The organism is Acrocarpospora catenulata, assembly GCF_018476525.1.
In the GTDB taxonomy this organism is placed as follows: domain Bacteria; phylum Actinomycetota; class Actinomycetes; order Streptosporangiales; family Streptosporangiaceae; genus Acrocarpospora; species Acrocarpospora catenulata.
The window spans coordinates 61843-78672 of sequence record NZ_JAHCST010000001.1 but is presented as its reverse complement, the minus strand read 5'-3'; the positions used below and the strand labels follow the sequence as shown (position 1 = coordinate 78672).

17 protein-coding genes are annotated in these 16830 nt (G+C 71.2%); 2 read left to right on the top strand and 15 right to left on the bottom strand.

The features are described 5' to 3' along the window. Nucleotides 1-27 precede the first annotated feature (27 nt). The 14 genes from KIP79_RS00340 to KIP79_RS00275 form a co-directional block, all read right to left on the bottom strand. Nucleotides 28-453 (bottom strand): Zn-ribbon domain-containing OB-fold protein, encoded by a 426-nt coding sequence (locus KIP79_RS00340; protein ID WP_214102616.1) that lies wholly within the window; start codon nucleotides 451-453, stop codon nucleotides 28-30. Continuing rightward, on the bottom strand, nucleotides 450-1892 hold the full coding sequence (locus KIP79_RS00335; RefSeq protein ID WP_214102615.1) for an aldehyde dehydrogenase: 1443 nt from the start codon (nucleotides 1890-1892) through the stop codon (nucleotides 450-452). The genes KIP79_RS00340 and KIP79_RS00335 overlap by 4 nt, the downstream gene beginning before the upstream one ends. A 16-nt stretch (nucleotides 1893-1908) precedes the next feature. Beyond that, entirely contained in the window at nucleotides 1909-2673 is a 765-nt protein-coding gene (locus KIP79_RS00330) for an SDR family NAD(P)-dependent oxidoreductase (protein WP_214102614.1), read from the bottom strand. 24 nt (nucleotides 2674-2697) lie between these two features. After that, the gene (locus KIP79_RS00325) at nucleotides 2698-4173 is read right to left on the bottom strand and encodes an aldehyde dehydrogenase family protein (protein ID WP_214102613.1); all 1476 of its coding nucleotides are present in this window, start codon (nucleotides 4171-4173) and stop codon (nucleotides 2698-2700) included. Beyond that, complete coding sequence (locus KIP79_RS00320; RefSeq protein ID WP_214102612.1) at nucleotides 4170-4373, bottom strand: ferredoxin; 204 nt, start codon at nucleotides 4371-4373, stop codon at nucleotides 4170-4172. Before KIP79_RS00320 ends, KIP79_RS00325 begins: the two co-directional genes overlap by 4 nt. Beyond that, nucleotides 4370-5620: a cytochrome P450 gene (locus KIP79_RS00315; protein ID WP_214102611.1), complete on the bottom strand. Its 1251-nt coding sequence runs from the start codon at nucleotides 5618-5620 to the stop codon at nucleotides 4370-4372. The genes KIP79_RS00320 and KIP79_RS00315 overlap by 4 nt, the downstream gene beginning before the upstream one ends. Further along, nucleotides 5620-6801: an NAD(P)/FAD-dependent oxidoreductase gene (locus tag KIP79_RS00310; RefSeq protein WP_214102610.1), complete on the bottom strand. Its 1182-nt coding sequence runs from the start codon at nucleotides 6799-6801 to the stop codon at nucleotides 5620-5622. Before KIP79_RS00310 ends, KIP79_RS00315 begins: the two co-directional genes overlap by 1 nt. Further along, nucleotides 6801-7910 (bottom strand): zinc-binding dehydrogenase, encoded by a 1110-nt coding sequence (locus tag KIP79_RS00305; RefSeq protein WP_214102609.1) that lies wholly within the window; start codon nucleotides 7908-7910, stop codon nucleotides 6801-6803. The genes KIP79_RS00310 and KIP79_RS00305 overlap by 1 nt, the downstream gene beginning before the upstream one ends. Before the next feature lie 22 nt (nucleotides 7911-7932). Further along, a complete protein-coding gene (locus KIP79_RS00300; RefSeq protein WP_214102608.1) occupies nucleotides 7933-9159 on the bottom strand; it encodes a CaiB/BaiF CoA transferase family protein in 1227 nt (408 codons plus the stop codon). Next, entirely contained in the window at nucleotides 9156-10439 is a 1284-nt protein-coding gene (locus tag KIP79_RS00295; protein ID WP_214102607.1) for a CaiB/BaiF CoA transferase family protein, read from the bottom strand. The genes KIP79_RS00300 and KIP79_RS00295 overlap by 4 nt, the downstream gene beginning before the upstream one ends. Beyond that, a complete protein-coding gene (locus KIP79_RS00290; protein ID WP_214102606.1) occupies nucleotides 10436-11467 on the bottom strand; it encodes a thiolase family protein in 1032 nt (343 codons plus the stop codon). Before KIP79_RS00290 ends, KIP79_RS00295 begins: the two co-directional genes overlap by 4 nt. Nucleotides 11468-11532: 65 nt before the next feature. After that, a complete protein-coding gene (locus KIP79_RS00285; protein WP_214102605.1) occupies nucleotides 11533-11859 on the bottom strand; it encodes a type II toxin-antitoxin system HicB family antitoxin in 327 nt (108 codons plus the stop codon). Further along, nucleotides 11856-12095 (bottom strand): ferredoxin, encoded by a 240-nt coding sequence (locus tag KIP79_RS00280; RefSeq protein WP_308169481.1) that lies wholly within the window; start codon nucleotides 12093-12095, stop codon nucleotides 11856-11858. The genes KIP79_RS00285 and KIP79_RS00280 overlap by 4 nt, the downstream gene beginning before the upstream one ends. After that, the gene (locus KIP79_RS00275) at nucleotides 12092-13414 is read right to left on the bottom strand and encodes a Rieske 2Fe-2S domain-containing protein (protein WP_214102604.1); all 1323 of its coding nucleotides are present in this window, start codon (nucleotides 13412-13414) and stop codon (nucleotides 12092-12094) included. The genes KIP79_RS00280 and KIP79_RS00275 overlap by 4 nt, the downstream gene beginning before the upstream one ends. Nucleotides 13415-13746: 332 nt before the next feature. Between KIP79_RS00275 and KIP79_RS00270 the strand changes: the two genes are divergently transcribed. Further along, nucleotides 13747-14565 (top strand): IclR family transcriptional regulator domain-containing protein, encoded by an 819-nt coding sequence (locus KIP79_RS00270; RefSeq protein ID WP_214102603.1) that lies wholly within the window; start codon nucleotides 13747-13749, stop codon nucleotides 14563-14565. A 46-nt stretch (nucleotides 14566-14611) separates the two neighbouring features. On the opposite strand, the gene KIP79_RS00265 is transcribed toward KIP79_RS00270, so the two are convergent. Beyond that, entirely contained in the window at nucleotides 14612-15823 is a 1212-nt protein-coding gene (locus tag KIP79_RS00265; protein ID WP_214102602.1) for a cytochrome P450, read from the bottom strand. Between the two features lie 291 nt (nucleotides 15824-16114). Between KIP79_RS00265 and KIP79_RS00260 the strand changes: the two genes are divergently transcribed. After that, a complete protein-coding gene (locus KIP79_RS00260; protein ID WP_214102601.1) occupies nucleotides 16115-16819 on the top strand; it encodes a cellulose binding domain-containing protein in 705 nt (234 codons plus the stop codon). Nucleotides 16820-16830 lie beyond the last annotated feature (11 nt).

Below are 16830 nucleotides of genomic sequence, written 5' to 3'. Positions count from 1 at the left end.
TACGAACATCCGGTCGCTTTACGCACATCAGGATTCCAATTCCCCCGGCTCCCTGTCAACGGGCCGGAACCCGTAGACCGAGAAACCCCGCAGGTCATCGTGGAAGACGACCGCCACCGGCAGGCCCGTCCGCAGGCTCGCCGGATCGGCGTCAATGGCGGTGTCCAACCAAAGGTCGGGCTGCTCCGCCAGGCTCACCTGCGCCACGACGTACGGCGGGGTGAACCCCGGCGTGAACGCCCGCCGGACCACCGTCCACGACACGACCGCCGCGCGGCCCGAGACCGCCCGCCACTCCAGGTCGCCCAGGCACCGGGGACAGCCCACGGCGCCGGGGTGCTCGTATCGCCCGCACGTGGCGCACCACGGGATCCGCAGCTCGTACGCGGCGAGCCCGTCCCAGAAGGGGCGGGTCTCCCTGGTGGGCACCGGCCGCGGACGGTCCGCCGTCATGCCGGGGCCGGGTGGTAGTACGCCTTGGGCTCGACGAACGCGTCCAGGCCCTCACGGCCGAACTCACGCCCGATGCCCGAGGCCTTGACCCCGCCGAACGGCAGCGAGAAGTGCGGCCGGAACCCGTTGACGCCGATCATGCCGGTCCGCACCTGCCGCGCGACGGCGTCGGCGCGGGCCGCGTCGGTGGTCCAGACGGTGCCGGCCAGGCCGTACTCGGAGTCGTTGGCCAGGCGGACCGCGTCGGCGTCGTCGGCGTAGGGGATCACGCACAGCACCGGTCCGAAGATCTCCTCCCGGGCGATCCGCATCCGGTTGTCCACGTCGGCGAAGACCGTCGGCCGCAGGTACCAGCCGCGGTCCAGGCCGGTCGGGGCGTCGGGGCCGCCGGCCACCGCCCGCGCGCCCTCGGCGACCCCGAGCCGGACGTAGGAGCGCACCCGGTCCCGGTGGGCGGAGGTCACCAGCGGCCCGAGATCCGTGGCCGGATCGAACGGGTCGCCCAGCGTGAGCTTGCCGGCCATCGCCGCCAACGCGTCCACGACCTCGCCGTACCGGCTGCGCGGCGCGAGCACCCGGGTCTGGGCGATGCAGGCCTGACCGCTGATGTTGAACGCGGTGGCCCGCAACCCGGCGGCCACGGCGTCCAGGTCCGCGTCGTCCAGGACGATCGCCGCCGACTTGCCGCCGAGTTCCAGGGTGACCCGCTTCAGGTCGCGCCCGCAGACGGCGGCGATGCTGCGACCGGCCGCGGTGGAACCGGTGAAGGCGACGTGGTCGACCTGCGGGTGGGCGACCAGCCGCTCCCCGATCTCCCGCCCGGCGGGCAGGATGCTCACGGTTCCCTCGGGCAGCCCGAGGCCGTCGATCAGCTCGGCGAGGATCAGCGCGTCGAGCGGGGTCTCGGGGGACGGTTTGACGACGACCGAGCAGCCCGCGAGGAGCGCGGGGACCAGCTTGGAGAGCAGGGTGGACTGGGGAACGTTCCACGGGGGGATGGCCACGACCACGCCGCCGGGCTCACGGATGACCCTGGCCGCCCCGCCCAGGCGCTCCTCCTCCCACGGGTAACGCTCGGCCTCGTCGCACATGGCCTGGATGAGGAGCACCGAGCCGCCCGCGTGGACGCGCTGGGTCCAGCCGATGACCGCGCCCATCTCCGAGGTCAGCGTCCGGCCGAGCTCGGGCACCCGGGCCGCGTACGCGTCGGCCAGCCGGCGCATCGTGGCGATGCGCTCGGCCACCGGCGTCCGTCGCCAGGCACCGGACTCGAAGCTCGCCCGGGCCGCGGCGACGGCGGCGTCCGCCTCGTCGGGCGTCGGCGCCGCCACCGTGGCGATGACCTGCTCCGTGGCCGGCGAGATCACCGGGATCCGGTCCGCGGCAGAAGCCTCGACCCACCTGCCTCCGAGGTAGAGGCGGTCGTGACTGATCGTCATCGTCGATCCTTCCTGGTCAGGCGGTCATCGTCTTTCCGCCGTCGACTACGAGGGTCTGGCCCGACATGTAGCCGGACGCCTGGCTCGCCAGGAACAGCAGGGGTCCGATCAGGTCGGACGGCTGGCCGGGGCGCTTGACGCACTGCTGAGCGATCTGCTCGTCGGCGAACAGGTTGACCGACTTGTTCAGGGACGCCTCGGTGGCGATCCCGCCGGGCGCGATCGCGTTGACCCGGATGCCCAGGTCGCCGAAGCTCTTGGCGAGGGTCTTGGTGAGCGTGATGACCGCGGCCTTGCCCGCGCTGTAGTCGGCGGTGCGCGGGGTCGCGATGTAGGGGGCCGTCGAGGCCTGGTTGATGATCGCGGCGCCCGGCCGTCCCTTCATGTACGGCGCGACGGCGACCGACATCTGGAAGACGCCCTTGACGTTGACCGCGAACGAGCGGTCCCAGCGCTCGGCGGAGATGTCGAACACCGAGGCGAACTCCAGGTCGCCCCAGATGCCGGCGTTGTTGACCAGCGTGTCGATCCCGTCGAACGCCTCGGCGGTCTGCCTGGCCAGGGCCTGGACGGACTCCTGGTCGCTGACGTCGGCGTGGATGTAGATCGCGTCGTGGCCCTTGCCGCGCAGCTCGGCGGCGGCCTTCTCCCCCTCCTCGTCGAGGATGTCGGACAGCACGACCTTCATCCCCGACTCCGCGAGCGCGGTGGCGTAGGCGAGGCCGATGCCGCGGCCGGCTCCGGTCACGATGGCGACTTTGCCCGTGAGATCGTCGAACATCTTTCTCCTTGGACGTAAGTACTGTCAGAGCTCCAGGCTCACGGTCTTCTCGACCGTGCAGGCCTCGATGCCCGCGTAGCTGAGCTCGCGGCCGAGGCCGCTGCTCTTCATGCCGCCGAACGGGACCTGGGGCGCGGGCACGCCGGCCCCGCCGTTGACGCGGACCAGGCCGGCCCTGATGTCGGCGGCGGCGCGGTGCGCCGTACCGAGGTTCGCGGTGTAGACGACCGACGCCAGGCCGTACGGCGTGTCGTTGGCGAGCCTGATCGCTTCCTCGTAGCTGTCGAAGGGCACCACCAGGCCGACCGGGCCGAAGATCTCCTCCTGGCCGATGGTGATGTCGTTGGTGCCGGTGAAGAGCGTGGGCTGCAGGAAGAAGCCGGTGTCGCCGAGCCGGTTGCCGCCGGTCACCAGCGTGGCCTCGGCGCGGCCCCGGTCGATGTAGCCGGAGACCCGCTCGAACTGCCTGCGGCTGATCAGCGAGCCGATCTGGGTGTCCGGCTTGAACGGGTCGCCGACCCTGACCTGTTCCAGCTGCCGGGCGACGCCCTCGATCACCTGGTCCAGCACCGGCCGCTCGACCAGCAGGCGGGTCCCGGCGGCGCAGACCTGACCGCTGTTGAGATAGAACTGGCGCGCCATCATCGGGATGTGCCGCTCGAGGTCGGCGTCGGCGAACACCACCTGGGGCGACTTGCCCCCCAGTTCGAGGGTGACCGCCTTGAGCAGGCCCGACGCCTGCGCGCCGATCTGCCGGCCGACGGCGGTGCTGCCGGTGAAGGTCACCTTGTCGACCCCGGGCGCGGTCACCAGCGGGGCGCCCGCCTCGGTCCCGAGGCCGGGGACGATGTTGATCGCTCCCGGCGGGAAGCCGGCCTCGAGCGCGAGCGCGCCGAGGTACAGCGTGCTGAGCGGCGCGTCCTCCGGGGGCTTGATGACGACCGAGCAGCCGGCGGCCAGCGCGGGCGCGATCTTCCAGGCGCCGGTCATCAGCGGCGAGTTCCACGGGGTGATCGCGGCGACCACGCCGATCGGCTCGCGCCGGACGTAGGTGTGGGTGGGCCTGCCGTTGCTGTCCGGCAGCACGACGTGGCGGCCGTCGATCTTGTCGGCCCAGCCCGCGAAGTAGCGGAGCGTGGCGATGGCGGCCGAAGGGTTCTTCAGGGGCTGCCCGATGTCCAGCGTCTCGACCTGGGTCAGCTGGGCGAAGTCGCGCTCCATGAGGTCGGCCAGCCGGAACAGCAGCCTCCCCCGCTCAACCCCGGAGAGCCGGGACCACGCGCCCCCGTCGACGGCCGCGCGCGCCGCGGCCACGGCACGCTGCACGTCGGCCTCCCGGCCGCGGGCCACGTGCGCGATCACCCGCTCGGTCACCGGGTCGATGACCTCGAAGCGCTCGCCCACCGCGGCCGGCTGCCACTCGCCGCCGACGAGCAGGTCCGTCGGCGGCAACGCGATGCCGACGCGGATGTCGAAGTCGATCTCTACTGCGGTGGTCATGCGGGGTCCTCGTGGACGGCGATGGCGAGGGCGGGGCAGATCCGCGCGGCCTCGCGGACCGCCTCCCGCGCCTGCGGCTCGGGGGTGTCGGTCAGCAGGGACACGATCCCGGTCGCCTCGTCCTGGTCGAAGACGGTCTCCTCGGTCGTCACGCACAGTCCGGCCGCGACGCACCTCGACTCATCGACAGTGATCTTCATGCCATTGCCTCCTGTTCGGCCGCGACCGCGCGGGCCGCCTCGGCGTCCCAGGTCACGGGCAGGTCGTAGAGTCCGTAGAAGACGGCGTCGAACTTGAAGCCAATCTCCTCGAACGGGATGTCGGTCCGCAGGCCGGGGAATCGCTGGAACAGGGTGGAGAACACCTCTTGCAGTTCCATCCGGGCCAGCGGCTGGCCCAGGCACACGTGCGGGCCGAACCCGAAGGTGAGGTGGCCGCGCGCCTCGCGGGTCACGTCGAGCTTCTCCGGGCACTCGAAGGCCGAGTCGTCCCAGTTGCCGGCCGCCACCGGGACGATGAGGCCGTCCCCGGCGGCGACCCGCCGGCCCGCGACCTCGAAGTCCTCCTTGGCCACCCGGACGCCCATCGACTGCGAGATGGTGAGGAAGCGCAGCAGCTCCTCCACCGCGTTCGGCACCAGGCCGGGGTCGGCGACGATCCGGTCCCGCTGTTCGGGGTGGCGCAGCAGCGCCAGCGTGCCAAGCGCGATCATGTTCGCCGTGGTCTCGTGGCCGGCCAGGAGCAGCAGGGTCGCGTCGGTGACCGCGTCCTCGTGGGTGACCTCGCCGGTCTCGACGCGCTGGGTGACGAACTGGCCGATGAGGTCGGGGCGGTTGGTGCCGTACTTGGACCGGACGACGTCCTCGACGAAGGCCATCACCTCGGCGTTCGCCTGCGCCACCTGCTCCGCCGAGGCCCGGCGGTCCAGGCGTACGGCGAAGCGGGACTCGAAGAACTCGTGGTTGTCGTAGTCCACCCCGAGCAGCTCGCAGGCCACCGAGGACGGCAGCGCCAGCGCGAGGTGCTCGACGAGGTCCAGGGGCGGGCCGATCTCGATCATCCGGGCGTAGATGTCGTCGATCATCCGGCGGATCCGCGGCCGCATCGCCTCGACCCGCTTGATGGTGAAGTGCGGCATGAGCATGCGCCGGCGGGTGGCGTGCCGGGGGTCGTCCCAGCGCTGGAAGGACTGCGCCCGCTTGGAGACCTTGTCGCCCGGCGTCAGGAAGGGGAAGTCCGGGTTGAGGGTTTCCGCGCTCACGGCAGGATGGGACAGCACCGCGCGGATGTCCTCGTATCGGGTGAACATCCAGGCCTCGCGGCCGTCGTACAGCCGGACCCGGGTGACCGGGCTGGTCTCGCGCAGCTCCTTGTACTGCGGCGGCGGCGCGAACGGGCAGCCCGCGTCCCGTGACATCGGGTACGCCTGAATGTTCGCGTCGGTCATCACGGTGCCTCCTGTAGTGCGAGTTCGGCGAGTACCCGGCGCCGGCCGGCGAGCACCTGGCGGGGATGGTTGACGGCGACGACCGCGGTCGCCCGGCCGTCGACGAGGTACACCGCGGCGAACCGGTCGGCGTCGAGGTCGCCGTCGAGCAGTTCCAGGTGCGCGTCCGCGCTGGGGAAACCGTGCACCTGGAGCTTCCGGTCGTACTGGTCGGACCAGAAGTAGGGCAGCGCGGCGAACGGCTCGTCCCCGCCGGTGCCCGCGATCCGCTTGGCGACGTACTTCGCCTGCTCGATCGCGGTCATCCAGTGCTCGATCCGTACGGACCTGCCCGCGAGCGGGTGCGGCCAGCGCACGACGTCGCCGGCGGCGTGCACGTACGGCGCGACCTGGAGGTGGCCGTCGGCGACCACGCCGTCGGCCACCTCCAGGCCCGAGCCTTCCAGGAAGGCGGTGCCCGGGACCGAACCGACCGCCACCAGCAGGGCGTCCGCCGTCAGCCGCGCACCGTCGTCGAGCGTCACGGCGACACCGTCGCCCTGCTCGGTCACCGACGTCGCCTGGCGGCCCAGGTGGAAGACGACCCCCGCGCGCTCGTGGATCCGCCGCAGCGCGCCGCCGACCTGCGGGCCGACCTGGCGCAGGAGCGGGGTCGCGAGCGCCTCGACGACGTCGACGCGGGCGCCCGCCGCGCGGAAGGTGGCGGCCACCTCAAGGCCGATGAAGCCGGCGCCGATCACGATCAGCGACCTGTCCGGGCGAAGGTGCTGACGGAGCCGGTCGGCGTCGGCCTTCCTGCGCAGGAGGTGCGCCGAGGGCACGGCGAGGGCGCGCGGCAGGATCGGCGAGACCCCGGTCGCGATCACCAGGTCGGCGTAGGCCAGCTCGCGGCCGTCCGCGAGCCGGACCACGCGCCGCGCCGGTTCGACCGCGGTGACGGCCTGCCCCAGCAGCCAGGTGGCGCCCAGGCCGTCGAGCCGCGCACGGTCGCGGAGCAGCAGCTTCTGGTCGGGAACCGTGCCGGCGAGGTACTCCTTGGACATCGGCGGGCGGTCGAAGCGCGGCTCGTCGTCGGCGTCCACCACCACGATCGGGCCGGTCCAGTTCTCGCCACGCAGGGCCTCGGCCGTGTGGAGGCCCGCGAGCGAACCTCCGACGATCACCACAGCGTCATGGCTCATCAGAACACCACCACGCTTCGGGCGAAGGCGCTCCTGCCGAGCTGGTCCAGCGCCTCGAACACGTCGTCGAGGCCGAGGCGCCGGCCGATCAGGCCCGCGAGGTTCAACGCCCCGCCCCGGTACAGGGACACCAGACGGTCGATGTCACGCGTCGGCACGACGGCGCCGCCGCGGCAGCCGAGCAGGCGCCGGTTGGCGTTCAGGGTGAACGCGTCGAAGGTGACCTGCGCGCCCATCGGCGGGATGCCGACCATGACACACGCGCCGCCGACCCTGGTGAGGCTCAGGCACATGCTCAGCAGCTCGGGTTTGCCCACCACCTCGAAGACGGCGTCGGCGCCGTCCGGCTCGATCGCGCGCAGTTCCGCCGCGACGTCGCGGGACGCCTCGATGGTGTGGGTCGCCCCGAACGTACGGGCCAGGTCGAGCTTCTCTGGGATGCCGTCGACGGCCACGATCGTCGAGGCCCCGGCCGCGCGTGCCGCCTGGATGACGTTGGCCCCCACCCCGCCGGCACCGACGACCACCACCGTGTCGCCCGGGCGTACCTGCGCGACGTTCAGTACGGCGCCGTAACCGGTGATCACACCGCAGCCGGCGAGGCAGAACTCGTCGAGCGGCAGGGCGGGGTCGATCGGGATCGCCTGCTGCCGGCGGACCGTGGTGTACTCCGCGAGCGTCCCGACGCCGAAGAACGGATACGCCGGCTCGCCGCCATGGCGCAGGCGGCTCCCCCCGTCGGCCATCACCCCGGACATCGCCTGGCGGCGCGCCGGACTGTTGCAGTGCTCGGCCAGGCCGCGACGGCACTGCCGGCAGGTCCCGCACGGGACGGCGAGGGCGCAGACCACATGGTCGCCGACGCCGATGTCGGTGACACCCTCGCCGACGCTCTCCACGACGCCGGCACCCTCGTGGCCCAGCACCACCGGCCACCGGGCCAGCGGATGGGTGCCCTCGATCGCGTGGCCGTCCGTGCCGCACACGCCGGAGGCGGCGATCTTGATCCGGACCTCGCCCGGGCCGGGGTCCAGGACGTCGATCTCGGCCAGGACCGGTTTGCTGCCCGGCTCCTCCAGCACGAGCGCGCGTGCCTTGACGGTACTCATGGTTTCCTCCTGGTCGCCGTGCTCACTGCAGGACGCCGTCGGCTCGCAGCCGGGCGATGGTGTCGTCGTCCAGGCCGAGCACCTCGCGCATGACCTCGTCGGTGTGCTCCCCGATCAGCGGCGCCGCCGAGGTCAGCCGGGACGGGGTCTTCTCGAACCGGTACGCCGGGCCGTTGTAGTCGAGCGTCCCCATCTCGGCGTGGTCGAGCGCCCAGAAGTGCCCGCGCGAGCGCAGCCGCGGGTCGGCGAGCAGGTCGGAGCCCTTGAGCACGACGCCCGCCGGCACGCCGGCCTCCTGGAGCCGGTCCATCAGCTCGAACCTGTCGGCGCCGGCCGTCACGCCCGCGACCAGCTCCTCGACCTCCTCGGCCCGCGCGATCGCCTCGACCGCGGACAGCTTGGCGGCGAGGTCGACACCGCCGAGCCGCGCCAGGACGTCGCACAGTCCCCGCCATTCGGCGTCGGTGCGCACGTCGACCGCGATCCAGTTGTCCTCGCCCGCGCAGGGCAGGACGGCGTGCAGCCGGCGTCCCGGCTCGCGGTTCGCCGAGCGGACCGGCTCGCGTCCGGTGAGCTGCCACTGGAGCAACTGCGCGGCGAGGATGCCCACGGTGGTCTCCACCTGGGAGAGCTCGATGCGCTGGCCGTGGCCGGTGCGCTCGCGGTGGATCAGCGCGGCGGTGACCGCCGCCATGGCGTACCGCGGCGACACCGAGTCGGTGTAGGCGCCCTTCGGCAGCGCGGGCGGCAGGTCCGGCCAGCCGGTCAGGCCGTGGATGCCCGCCACGGCGGCCCCCTGCGCGCCGAACCCGGCCAGGGTGGCCCAGGGGCCGTCCTCGCCGTAGAGCGAGGAGCTGAGCAGGATCGCGCGCGGGTTGATCTCCTGCAGGACGTCGTGGCCGAGACCCCACCGGGTGAGGACGCCGGGCCGGAAGTTGTCGGCCACGATGTCGGCCCAGCTCACCAGTCGCCGGACCAGGTCGCGGCCCTCGTCGCTGCGCATGTCGACGGCGACGCTCTTCTTGGAGCTGTTGAAGTCCGCGAAGAAGCCGCTCCGGTTGATGCCCGGCTTGGCCTCGAAGAACGGGCCGCCCAGCCGGACGCTGTCCGGGTGCGTCTTGGACTCGATTTTGATGACTTCGGCGCCGTTGTCGGAGAACTGCTTGGTGACGATGGGTCCGGCCGCGGCCCAGGTGAAGTCCAGCACCTTCAGGCCGGCGAAGATGCCCTGGTCGATCCGCTCGGTCATACCGCCTCCGCCGCCGCGAGCCTGTCGATGTCGTCGCCGGTGAACCCGAGCTCGGCGAGCACCCGTACCGTGTCGGCGCCCGTGACGGGTGCGGGGCGCGGGGCCGCCAGCGGGGTCCGGGAGAGTACGGCGAACGGACCGGGGTGGAGCGCGGTCGCGTCCCGCCGGTCGTCCTCGACCCTGCGGAAGAAGTTCCTGGCGACCAGCTGCTCGGCCGCCAGCAACTGGGGGATCGAGTAGACGGGCGCCAGCAGGATCCGGCGTTTCATGCCGTGCTCGATGAGCTCGGCGAGGGTGCGGGTGCGGATGAAGTCGCCGATCGCCTCGGTCACCTCGTCGTAGGCCTGCTGCGGGATGTCGAAGCGGCCCTGCCCGTTCCAGTCGTGGGCCTCCAGGATGGGCCGGTAGTGGCCCTCCTGCCGCATCCAGTCCACCAGCGTCGCGTAGGACTGCTCGCGTACGGCCCCGCCACCGCCGCCGACCGGGCCGAACTGGATGAAGCCGTCGCGGCACGGCCAGACCAGGCGGGTGAAGAAGGTGTTGCCGCGCTCCTTCTTGACCGAGCCGCCGCGTACCTCGTCCACGGCCAGGCACTGCCAGGTCATGGTCGTGTTCAGCAGGGTCCAGACGACGCACGCCTGGACCGAGACGTCCACCCGCTGGCCTTCGCCCGTACGGACCGCGTGGTAGTAGGCCATCAGGGCGGCGCTGGCCGCCTCCGCCCCGCTCTGCGCGGTGGCCACCGGCGCGCTGATCCGTACCGGCGGCCGGTCGATCTCGCCGTTGAGGTTGAGGTGCCCGCCCTGTGCCTGGAGGGTGAGCTCGGTGGCGAGGGTCGACTCGTGCTCTCCCCGGCCGTAGGGCCAGATCTCGCACCAGACCAGCGCGGGGTTGTCCCGGGTGCAGATCTCGCGGAGCCGGTCGGCCTCGGCGGGGTCGCCGATCCGCTCCCAGTCCACCAGCACGATGTCGGCGGTCCGGGCGAGCCTGGCGAGGATCTCCCGGCCGGCCTCGCTGTCCAGATCCAGCGTCACGCTCCGCTTGCCCAGGTTGAACGCCAGGAAGTTCAGGCCGTGCCGCTGGCCGCCGCCGTCCACGTGGGCCGGTTCCGCGGTGCGGGCCGGCTCGCCGCCCCGGGGCTCGATCTTCACCACGTCGGCGCCGAGATCGGCCAGGACCTTGCCCGCCACGGCGGCCGCCAGATGGCTGATCTCCAGTACCCGGCAGCCCGCCAGGGCGCCCTCTTCCGCCTGTGCCGTCGGCACGTCCGTCCTCCTCATGCCGCTTCCCGGCTCAGTACCGCCAGCGCCGACCGGTCGTAGGGACCGATCTGGACCAGGCAGTGCTCCACGTCGCGCACCTGGCGCGGTCCGGCCGCGCCGAGAACCTGGGCGATGCCTTCGCGCAGGTGACCCATGCCGTGCAGCCGGCCCTCGCCCAGCGCTCCCCCGAAGGTGTTCACCGGGAGGTCGCCACCTGGGCGGGTGTGTCCGTCCGCCACGAACTTCCAGGCCGTGTACTCCGCACACCAGCCGAGCCGTTCGAGCCACTCGTAGACCATGAAGGAGTAGCCGTCGTAGAGCTGGCAGACGTCGATGTCGCCCGGGGTCAGTCCTGCCCGGTCGAGGATGCCGTCGGCGTTGGTCCAGTTCGCGTGGGCGCGCAGGTACGCGGCCGGACGGCCCTCGCGCTGGGCCGCTTCTGCCGAGATCATCACGAAGGCCCCGGCTCCCGTGACCGGCAGGTCGCAGTCGTAGAGCGAGACCGGGTCGCTGATCATCGGCGCCGCCAGGTACTCCTCCAGCGAGAGCTCACGGTCGCGGAAGTAGGCCACCGGGTTGTTGCGGGCGTGCGCCCGCGCGGCGTCCACGATCTGCCACACCTGCTCACGCCGCGCGCCGGAACGCTCCAGGTACTGCCGCATCCTGAGGGCGAAGCGCGTGCCGCCGGGTCCGGCGCCGAACGGCAGGGTCCACTGGGCCGTCCCCGCCGCCTCCGGACTGGGTGCCCCTCCCCCGCCGTGGTGGACGGCGCGCACCCCGAGCACCGCCGTGCACTGGCCGGAAGCGATCGCCGCCGCCGCCGTCGCCGCCATGTTGACGGCGAAGCCGGAGACGTCGCTGACCCAAGAGAGCCCGGTCAGGCCGAGGGTGTCGACCATCAGGTAGGCGGACACGTGGTCGGCCCCGTCACCGGCGATCGCCGACGGGTTCGGGTTCTGGCCGATGCCGACGTATCCGTCGATCAGGTCCCGCTCGACGCCCGCCATCCGCAGCGCGTCGAGCGCGGCCTCGCGGGCGTAGGACACGATGCCGCGATCCGTCTGCCGATCGATCGCGGAGTAACCGACACCTGTGAATGCGGCTCCGGTGTTCATGGCGCCCGCAGCGACTCGGCGTCGTGCTCCCAGACCGGCTCGATCCGGTCCGCGAGCCCGGCCCGCTGGACCCGCTGCCAGGCCTGCGTCGCGCCGAGCAGGAAACCTTTGGTGGGCGGGGTCCGCCCGGCGGCGAGCATGTCGAGCACCGTCTCGATCCGCTTGGCCTCCAGCAGCCGGAGCGCGTCGAAGATCGACTCCGCCTCGGCCACGCAGTCAGGCAGCTCGGGGTGCTCCACGTGGCGTACCCAGGTCCCGTCCTCGCGCGGCACCGACTGCGCGGTCACCAGGTACGGCACCCGCAGGTAGTCACCGACCTTCATTGCCGTGCGCCGTCTCGGGCCTGCTCCAGGCGGAGAGCGGCCTCCGGGCAGTGGGTGACCGCGTCCTGGACGGCGATCACGTCCTCGGGCGCCACCTCGTCCTTGACGACCACGACGAGGGCGTCGTCGTCGATCTGGAAGTAGTCGGGGGCGAACAACTCGCACTGCCCGTGGCCCCGGCAGAGCTCGCGGCTGGCGACGATCTTCAACGGTGTTTCCTCTCCACTGACGCTCACGGGACGGTGTATCCAAGCGGGTCGCCGACCGGCTTGAACATGAACTCGCCGAGCGCCTCCACCCACGTCTCGTCGCGCTTGAGCAGGGCCGCGACCGCGCGTACCCGCGAGAGGGACGGATCGACGGCGGAGGCGGGGAGTTCCCCGGACGCGGCGTAGGCCTCGACGCAGTCGCGCAGGACCTGACGCACCACCACGATGCCGGCGTCGCTCGATGTCAGGTTCTCGAAGGTCCGCGGGACGGCCAGCGCGCCGCTCTGCGCGGCGACGTCCTGCACCCACAGGCCGGGCAGGCCGGAGAAGTAGGTGGTCTGCTGGAGACTGTGGTCGAACAGGTAGTTGCTGGCGCGCATGAACTTGGTGACGTACTTCCAGTACGGCACGTTGTGCGGCACGTTGAGATCCTGCGCCTGGTCGCTGGGGTGGCCGGTCTCGCGCCCCTGGTATCCGTGGGTGAAGACGTCGACCATCCGCTCCTTCAGCGGCCGGTCCGGCAGGTAGGTGAAGCCGACGGCGAGGGTGTGCGTGTCGTCGATGGGGATCCAGGCGTGGCCGGTGAGCTCGGCCCACTCCTCGCTCTTGGGGGGCACCAGCGTGTAGAAGGGCATCACGAACTGGTTGACCCGCCAGTACAGCTCGTCGCGCTCCGGCACCTCGCGGCGGGCGCCGACGCTGACCCCGAAGGGCTGCTGCATGACGTCGAAGATCGGGCGGCCGGACCTGGCCATCGTCGTGCGGGAGCGCTTGCTGGTCTTGTCGAGCCGGCCGTGCAGGATGGGGGCGTGCGCCGAGTCGATCTCGCCCTCGTACGAGCTGAGCCAGTCGGTCTCCTGCACCCGGAACGAGATGTGCACCCGCTCGGGCGGCAGCAGGTTCCACTCCAGCTCGGGCAGCTCCGGCGGCTCGCCCTTACCCATGTAGGTCCAGACGACCCCGTTACGCTCCCGGCACGGGTACGCCTTGATCTTGATGTGCTTCTTGAACCGGCTGTTGGCCGGCTCGGCCGGCATGTCGGTGCACTGGCCGTCGATGTCGTACTGCCAGCCGTGGTAGACGCAGCGCAGGCCGCAGCCTTCGTTGCGGGCGTAGAGCAGGGGCGCGCGGCGGTGCGCGCACGCGACGTCGACCAGGCCGACCAGGCCGTCCTCCCGCCGGAAGGCGATCAGGTCCTCGCCGAGCAGGCGGACGGGGAACGGCTCGCCGCCGGGCTCCACCGCGTCCGACCCCAGGAAGGGCAGCCAGAACTGACGGAGGTACTCACCAGTGGGCGTGCCCGGTCCGACGCGAGTCAGGTTGTCGGTCTCTTGGACGGAAATCAAAGCAGCGCCTCCCAGTGAGTGGTGTTCTCCGCACCGTTCGCCGTTCGCATAGCGCCCACATGGTCGCTGTGGCTCCACCAAGCTATGAGAGCCCGTCATGTCCTGTCAAGGCGCAGCCAGGCGCCCCAAACCGGTCAGTCGCGGCAAAAACCCAGGTGGCGAGGCCGGACAGGTCGTGAGATCGGGAGATTTCGGGCACTGGCGCCGGGCGGAAGTGTTCGCCTGACGCCCACCTGATCGATAACTGGGGTAGGATCTCGATGGCACCGCAGAGGGCGCAGTCCGCTGAATCGCGATCGAAACCCGCCTCCCGAGACCGAACACAGGATGCCATGAGCCAGAACACGCAGGAGACCGACAACGGCCCAGAATGGGGCGACGACCAGGCTCGCTCGGCCTATGTGAGCGCCTTCGGCCGGGGTCTCGCGGTCATCCGCTGCTTCTCCCAGAGCCAGCCCACTCTGACGATCGCCGAGGTCGCCCGCGCGGCCGGGCTGAACCGCGCGACGGCCCGCCGCTTCCTCCACACGCTGGAGACCGACGGCTACGCCAGTTGCGAGAACGGGCGCTACCGGCTGCGGCCGACCATCCTGGAGCTCGGCTACTCCTACCTGTCCACGATGTCGGTCGACAGCGTCTTCCAGTTCCAGTTGCACGATCTCGCCGAGAAACTTCACGAGTCGTGCTCGGCAGGGGTGCTCGACGGCCACGATGTCGTCTTCGTGGCGCGCGCCCAGACGTCGTTCCCGCGCATCATGACGCTCGCCCTGTCGGTCGGCACCCGCATCCCCGCCTACCTCACCGCCATCGGCCGCGTGCTCCTGGCCGAGCTCACCGACAATGAGCTCGACGAATACCTGCGAACCACCACGCTACGCCGCGAGACGGACCGGACGATTACCGACCCCGGCCGCCTGCGCGAGGTCATCCAGACCGTGCGGAACCAGGGCCACTGCATCATGGACCAGGAGATCGAGGCGGGGATCTGCGCCGTCTCCGTGCCCGTACGCCAGGCCAATCGCCCGACCATGGGCATCAGCGTGGCGGCGCACGCGAGCCGCACCTCCATCGAGACGATCGAGCGGGAGTACCTGCCCGCCCTGCGCGCGACGGGCGCCGAGATCGAGCGCATCCTGCGCCTGCGCAACTGACGCGCGATCGGCCGGCCGCCTGACGCGGCCGACCGATGCCGGGTTTCTACAGCGTGATCGTCAGAGCCTTCGGCGAGCGGAACAGGATGCTGGGCGTGAACTCCAGCTCCTGTTCCGGCAGGCTCGGCGACGCGAAGCGGTCGACCAGTTCCTCCAGCACCACCCGGCCCTCCAGCCGGGCCAGCGGAGCGCCCAGGCACAGGTGCTCGCCAAAGCCGAACGTCAGGTGGTGACGCGCGTTGCGGCGCTCGGGCTGAAGCGCGTCGGCGTCCTCGAAGAACTCCTCGTCGTGGTTGGCCGAGCCGAGCAGGAGCAGGATCTTCGCGTCGGCGGGGATGGTCACGCCGCCCACCTCGACGTCGTGTTTGGCCCGGCGCCGCCAGTTGATGACCGGCGCCTCCAGGCGCAGGACCTCCTCCACCACGTTCGGGATCAGGCTCCGGTCCTCGCGCAGCCGCTGCCACAGGCCCGGCTCCAGCAGCACGCGCCGGACCAGGTGGGTGAGATGCCCGGTCGTGGTCTCGTGACCCGCGAAGAGCATCGAGTACATGACCTGGACCAGCTCACGGGTGGTCAACGGCTCTTCCTGGCCCTCCCCGGCCCGGATGAGGTCGCTGGGGAAGTCGTCCCTGGGGTTCTCGAGCCGGTCGTCGATCAACTGGCGGCAGAGCGCGTAGAAGTCGGCGAGGCCCTTGGCCGCCCGCAGCGCCTCCTGCTCGTCCGGCCTGCCGGTGGTGAGGATGACCCGGTCGGCCGAGCCGTTCTTGACGACCTCCAGGTAGGAGTCCGGCATGCCGAACAGGTGGAAGAGCACCAGCGCCGGCAGCGGCCAGGCCAGCGCCGAGACGAACTCGACCTCCTGCTGGCCGGCGAACCGGTCGATGTGCCGGCGCGTCAGCTCGCGGACCGGCTCCTCCATCAGCTTCACCCGTTGCGCGTTGAACGCCTTGTTGACCTGGCGCCGCACGCGTACGTGCCCAGGTGGGTCGTTGTCCACGAGCACGCGCACCGGGCGGAAGTCGGCCTTGGCCAGTTCCTCAAGCACCGGCTTCCCGAACGGCTGGAGCGGGGTGTTGGCGGCGTCGGCCGAGAAGTTGACGGTGTCGCGGATGACCTGCCTGATGTCCTCGTACCTGGTCAGGATCCAGTACCCCAGGTCTTCGCTGTAATAGGCCCGCGCATCGGCTCGGGCGTCTTTGAACACCCGGTAGGGATCGTCCAGGTACTCCGGCCCGAACGGGTTCAGCCGGGTCGCCATCGACTCCGAGCCCAGCCCCGTGACCGGGCACCGAGCCGCCGGCGCTTCCTGTGTGTTCTGGTCAACCATTTCATCGCCTGCCTTAGGGACCGCGCCAATTGTTCGCTCAACGCACATTCGGGCGATAGGTGAACGAAACCACAGTAGAGAGAGGCGCGCTGTGAGGTCAACCCGGGCGCTGTCCAACCGTGTCCAGGATTCGGATGGTTTCGGGGCCGTGGTTCCGATCATTGCGGGTGGTTCTGTCGTCTTCCGGCGGGTTCGCCGGTCGAGTCATGGGAGCTCACTCGTATGCACACTCGTATGGCCGTGCTCAGGCGGCTGGCAGTCGCCGTGGTCGCGGTGGCGATGGCGGCGATCACCGCCGCACCCGCGTCCGCCGGGGTGGACACCGTACCCCCGTCCAAGCCGCCGGCTCCGACGTTCAGCAGCGTCACCACCACGGCCGCCAACGTGAGCTGGGGCGAGGCCACCGACAACGTCCAGGTCACCGGCTACCACCTGCAACAGCTGGTGAGCGGCAGCTGGACCACCGTCCGCACGGTCGGCGCCGCCGAGCGGTTCCAGGCGGTCAGCGGGCTGGCCCCTGGCACCGCGCACACGTTCGCGGTGATCGCGTTCGACGCGGCGGGGAACCAGTCGGCGCGGTCGGATCCCGGCACCTTCAGCACGCTGGCCATCACCACCACGCCGACCTGCCGGGTGCAGATCATCACCTTCAGCCCGGGGCTCATGGCCACGATCACACTGATCAACACCACCACCGCGCCGGTCAGCGGCTGGACCGCGCAGTTCACCCTGCCCACCACGATGACGGTGACCTCCGCCTTCAACGGCACGGTCACCCGCAGCGGCGCCACCGCGACGTTCACCCCGGCGATCTGGATCAACACCGTCAATCCCGGCGTGCAGACCACGGTCGGCTTCAGCGCCTCCGGCACGCCCTTCACCCCGCCCAGCGCCTTCACCCTCAACGGGACACCCTGCACAAACTGAGCAATCGTGAT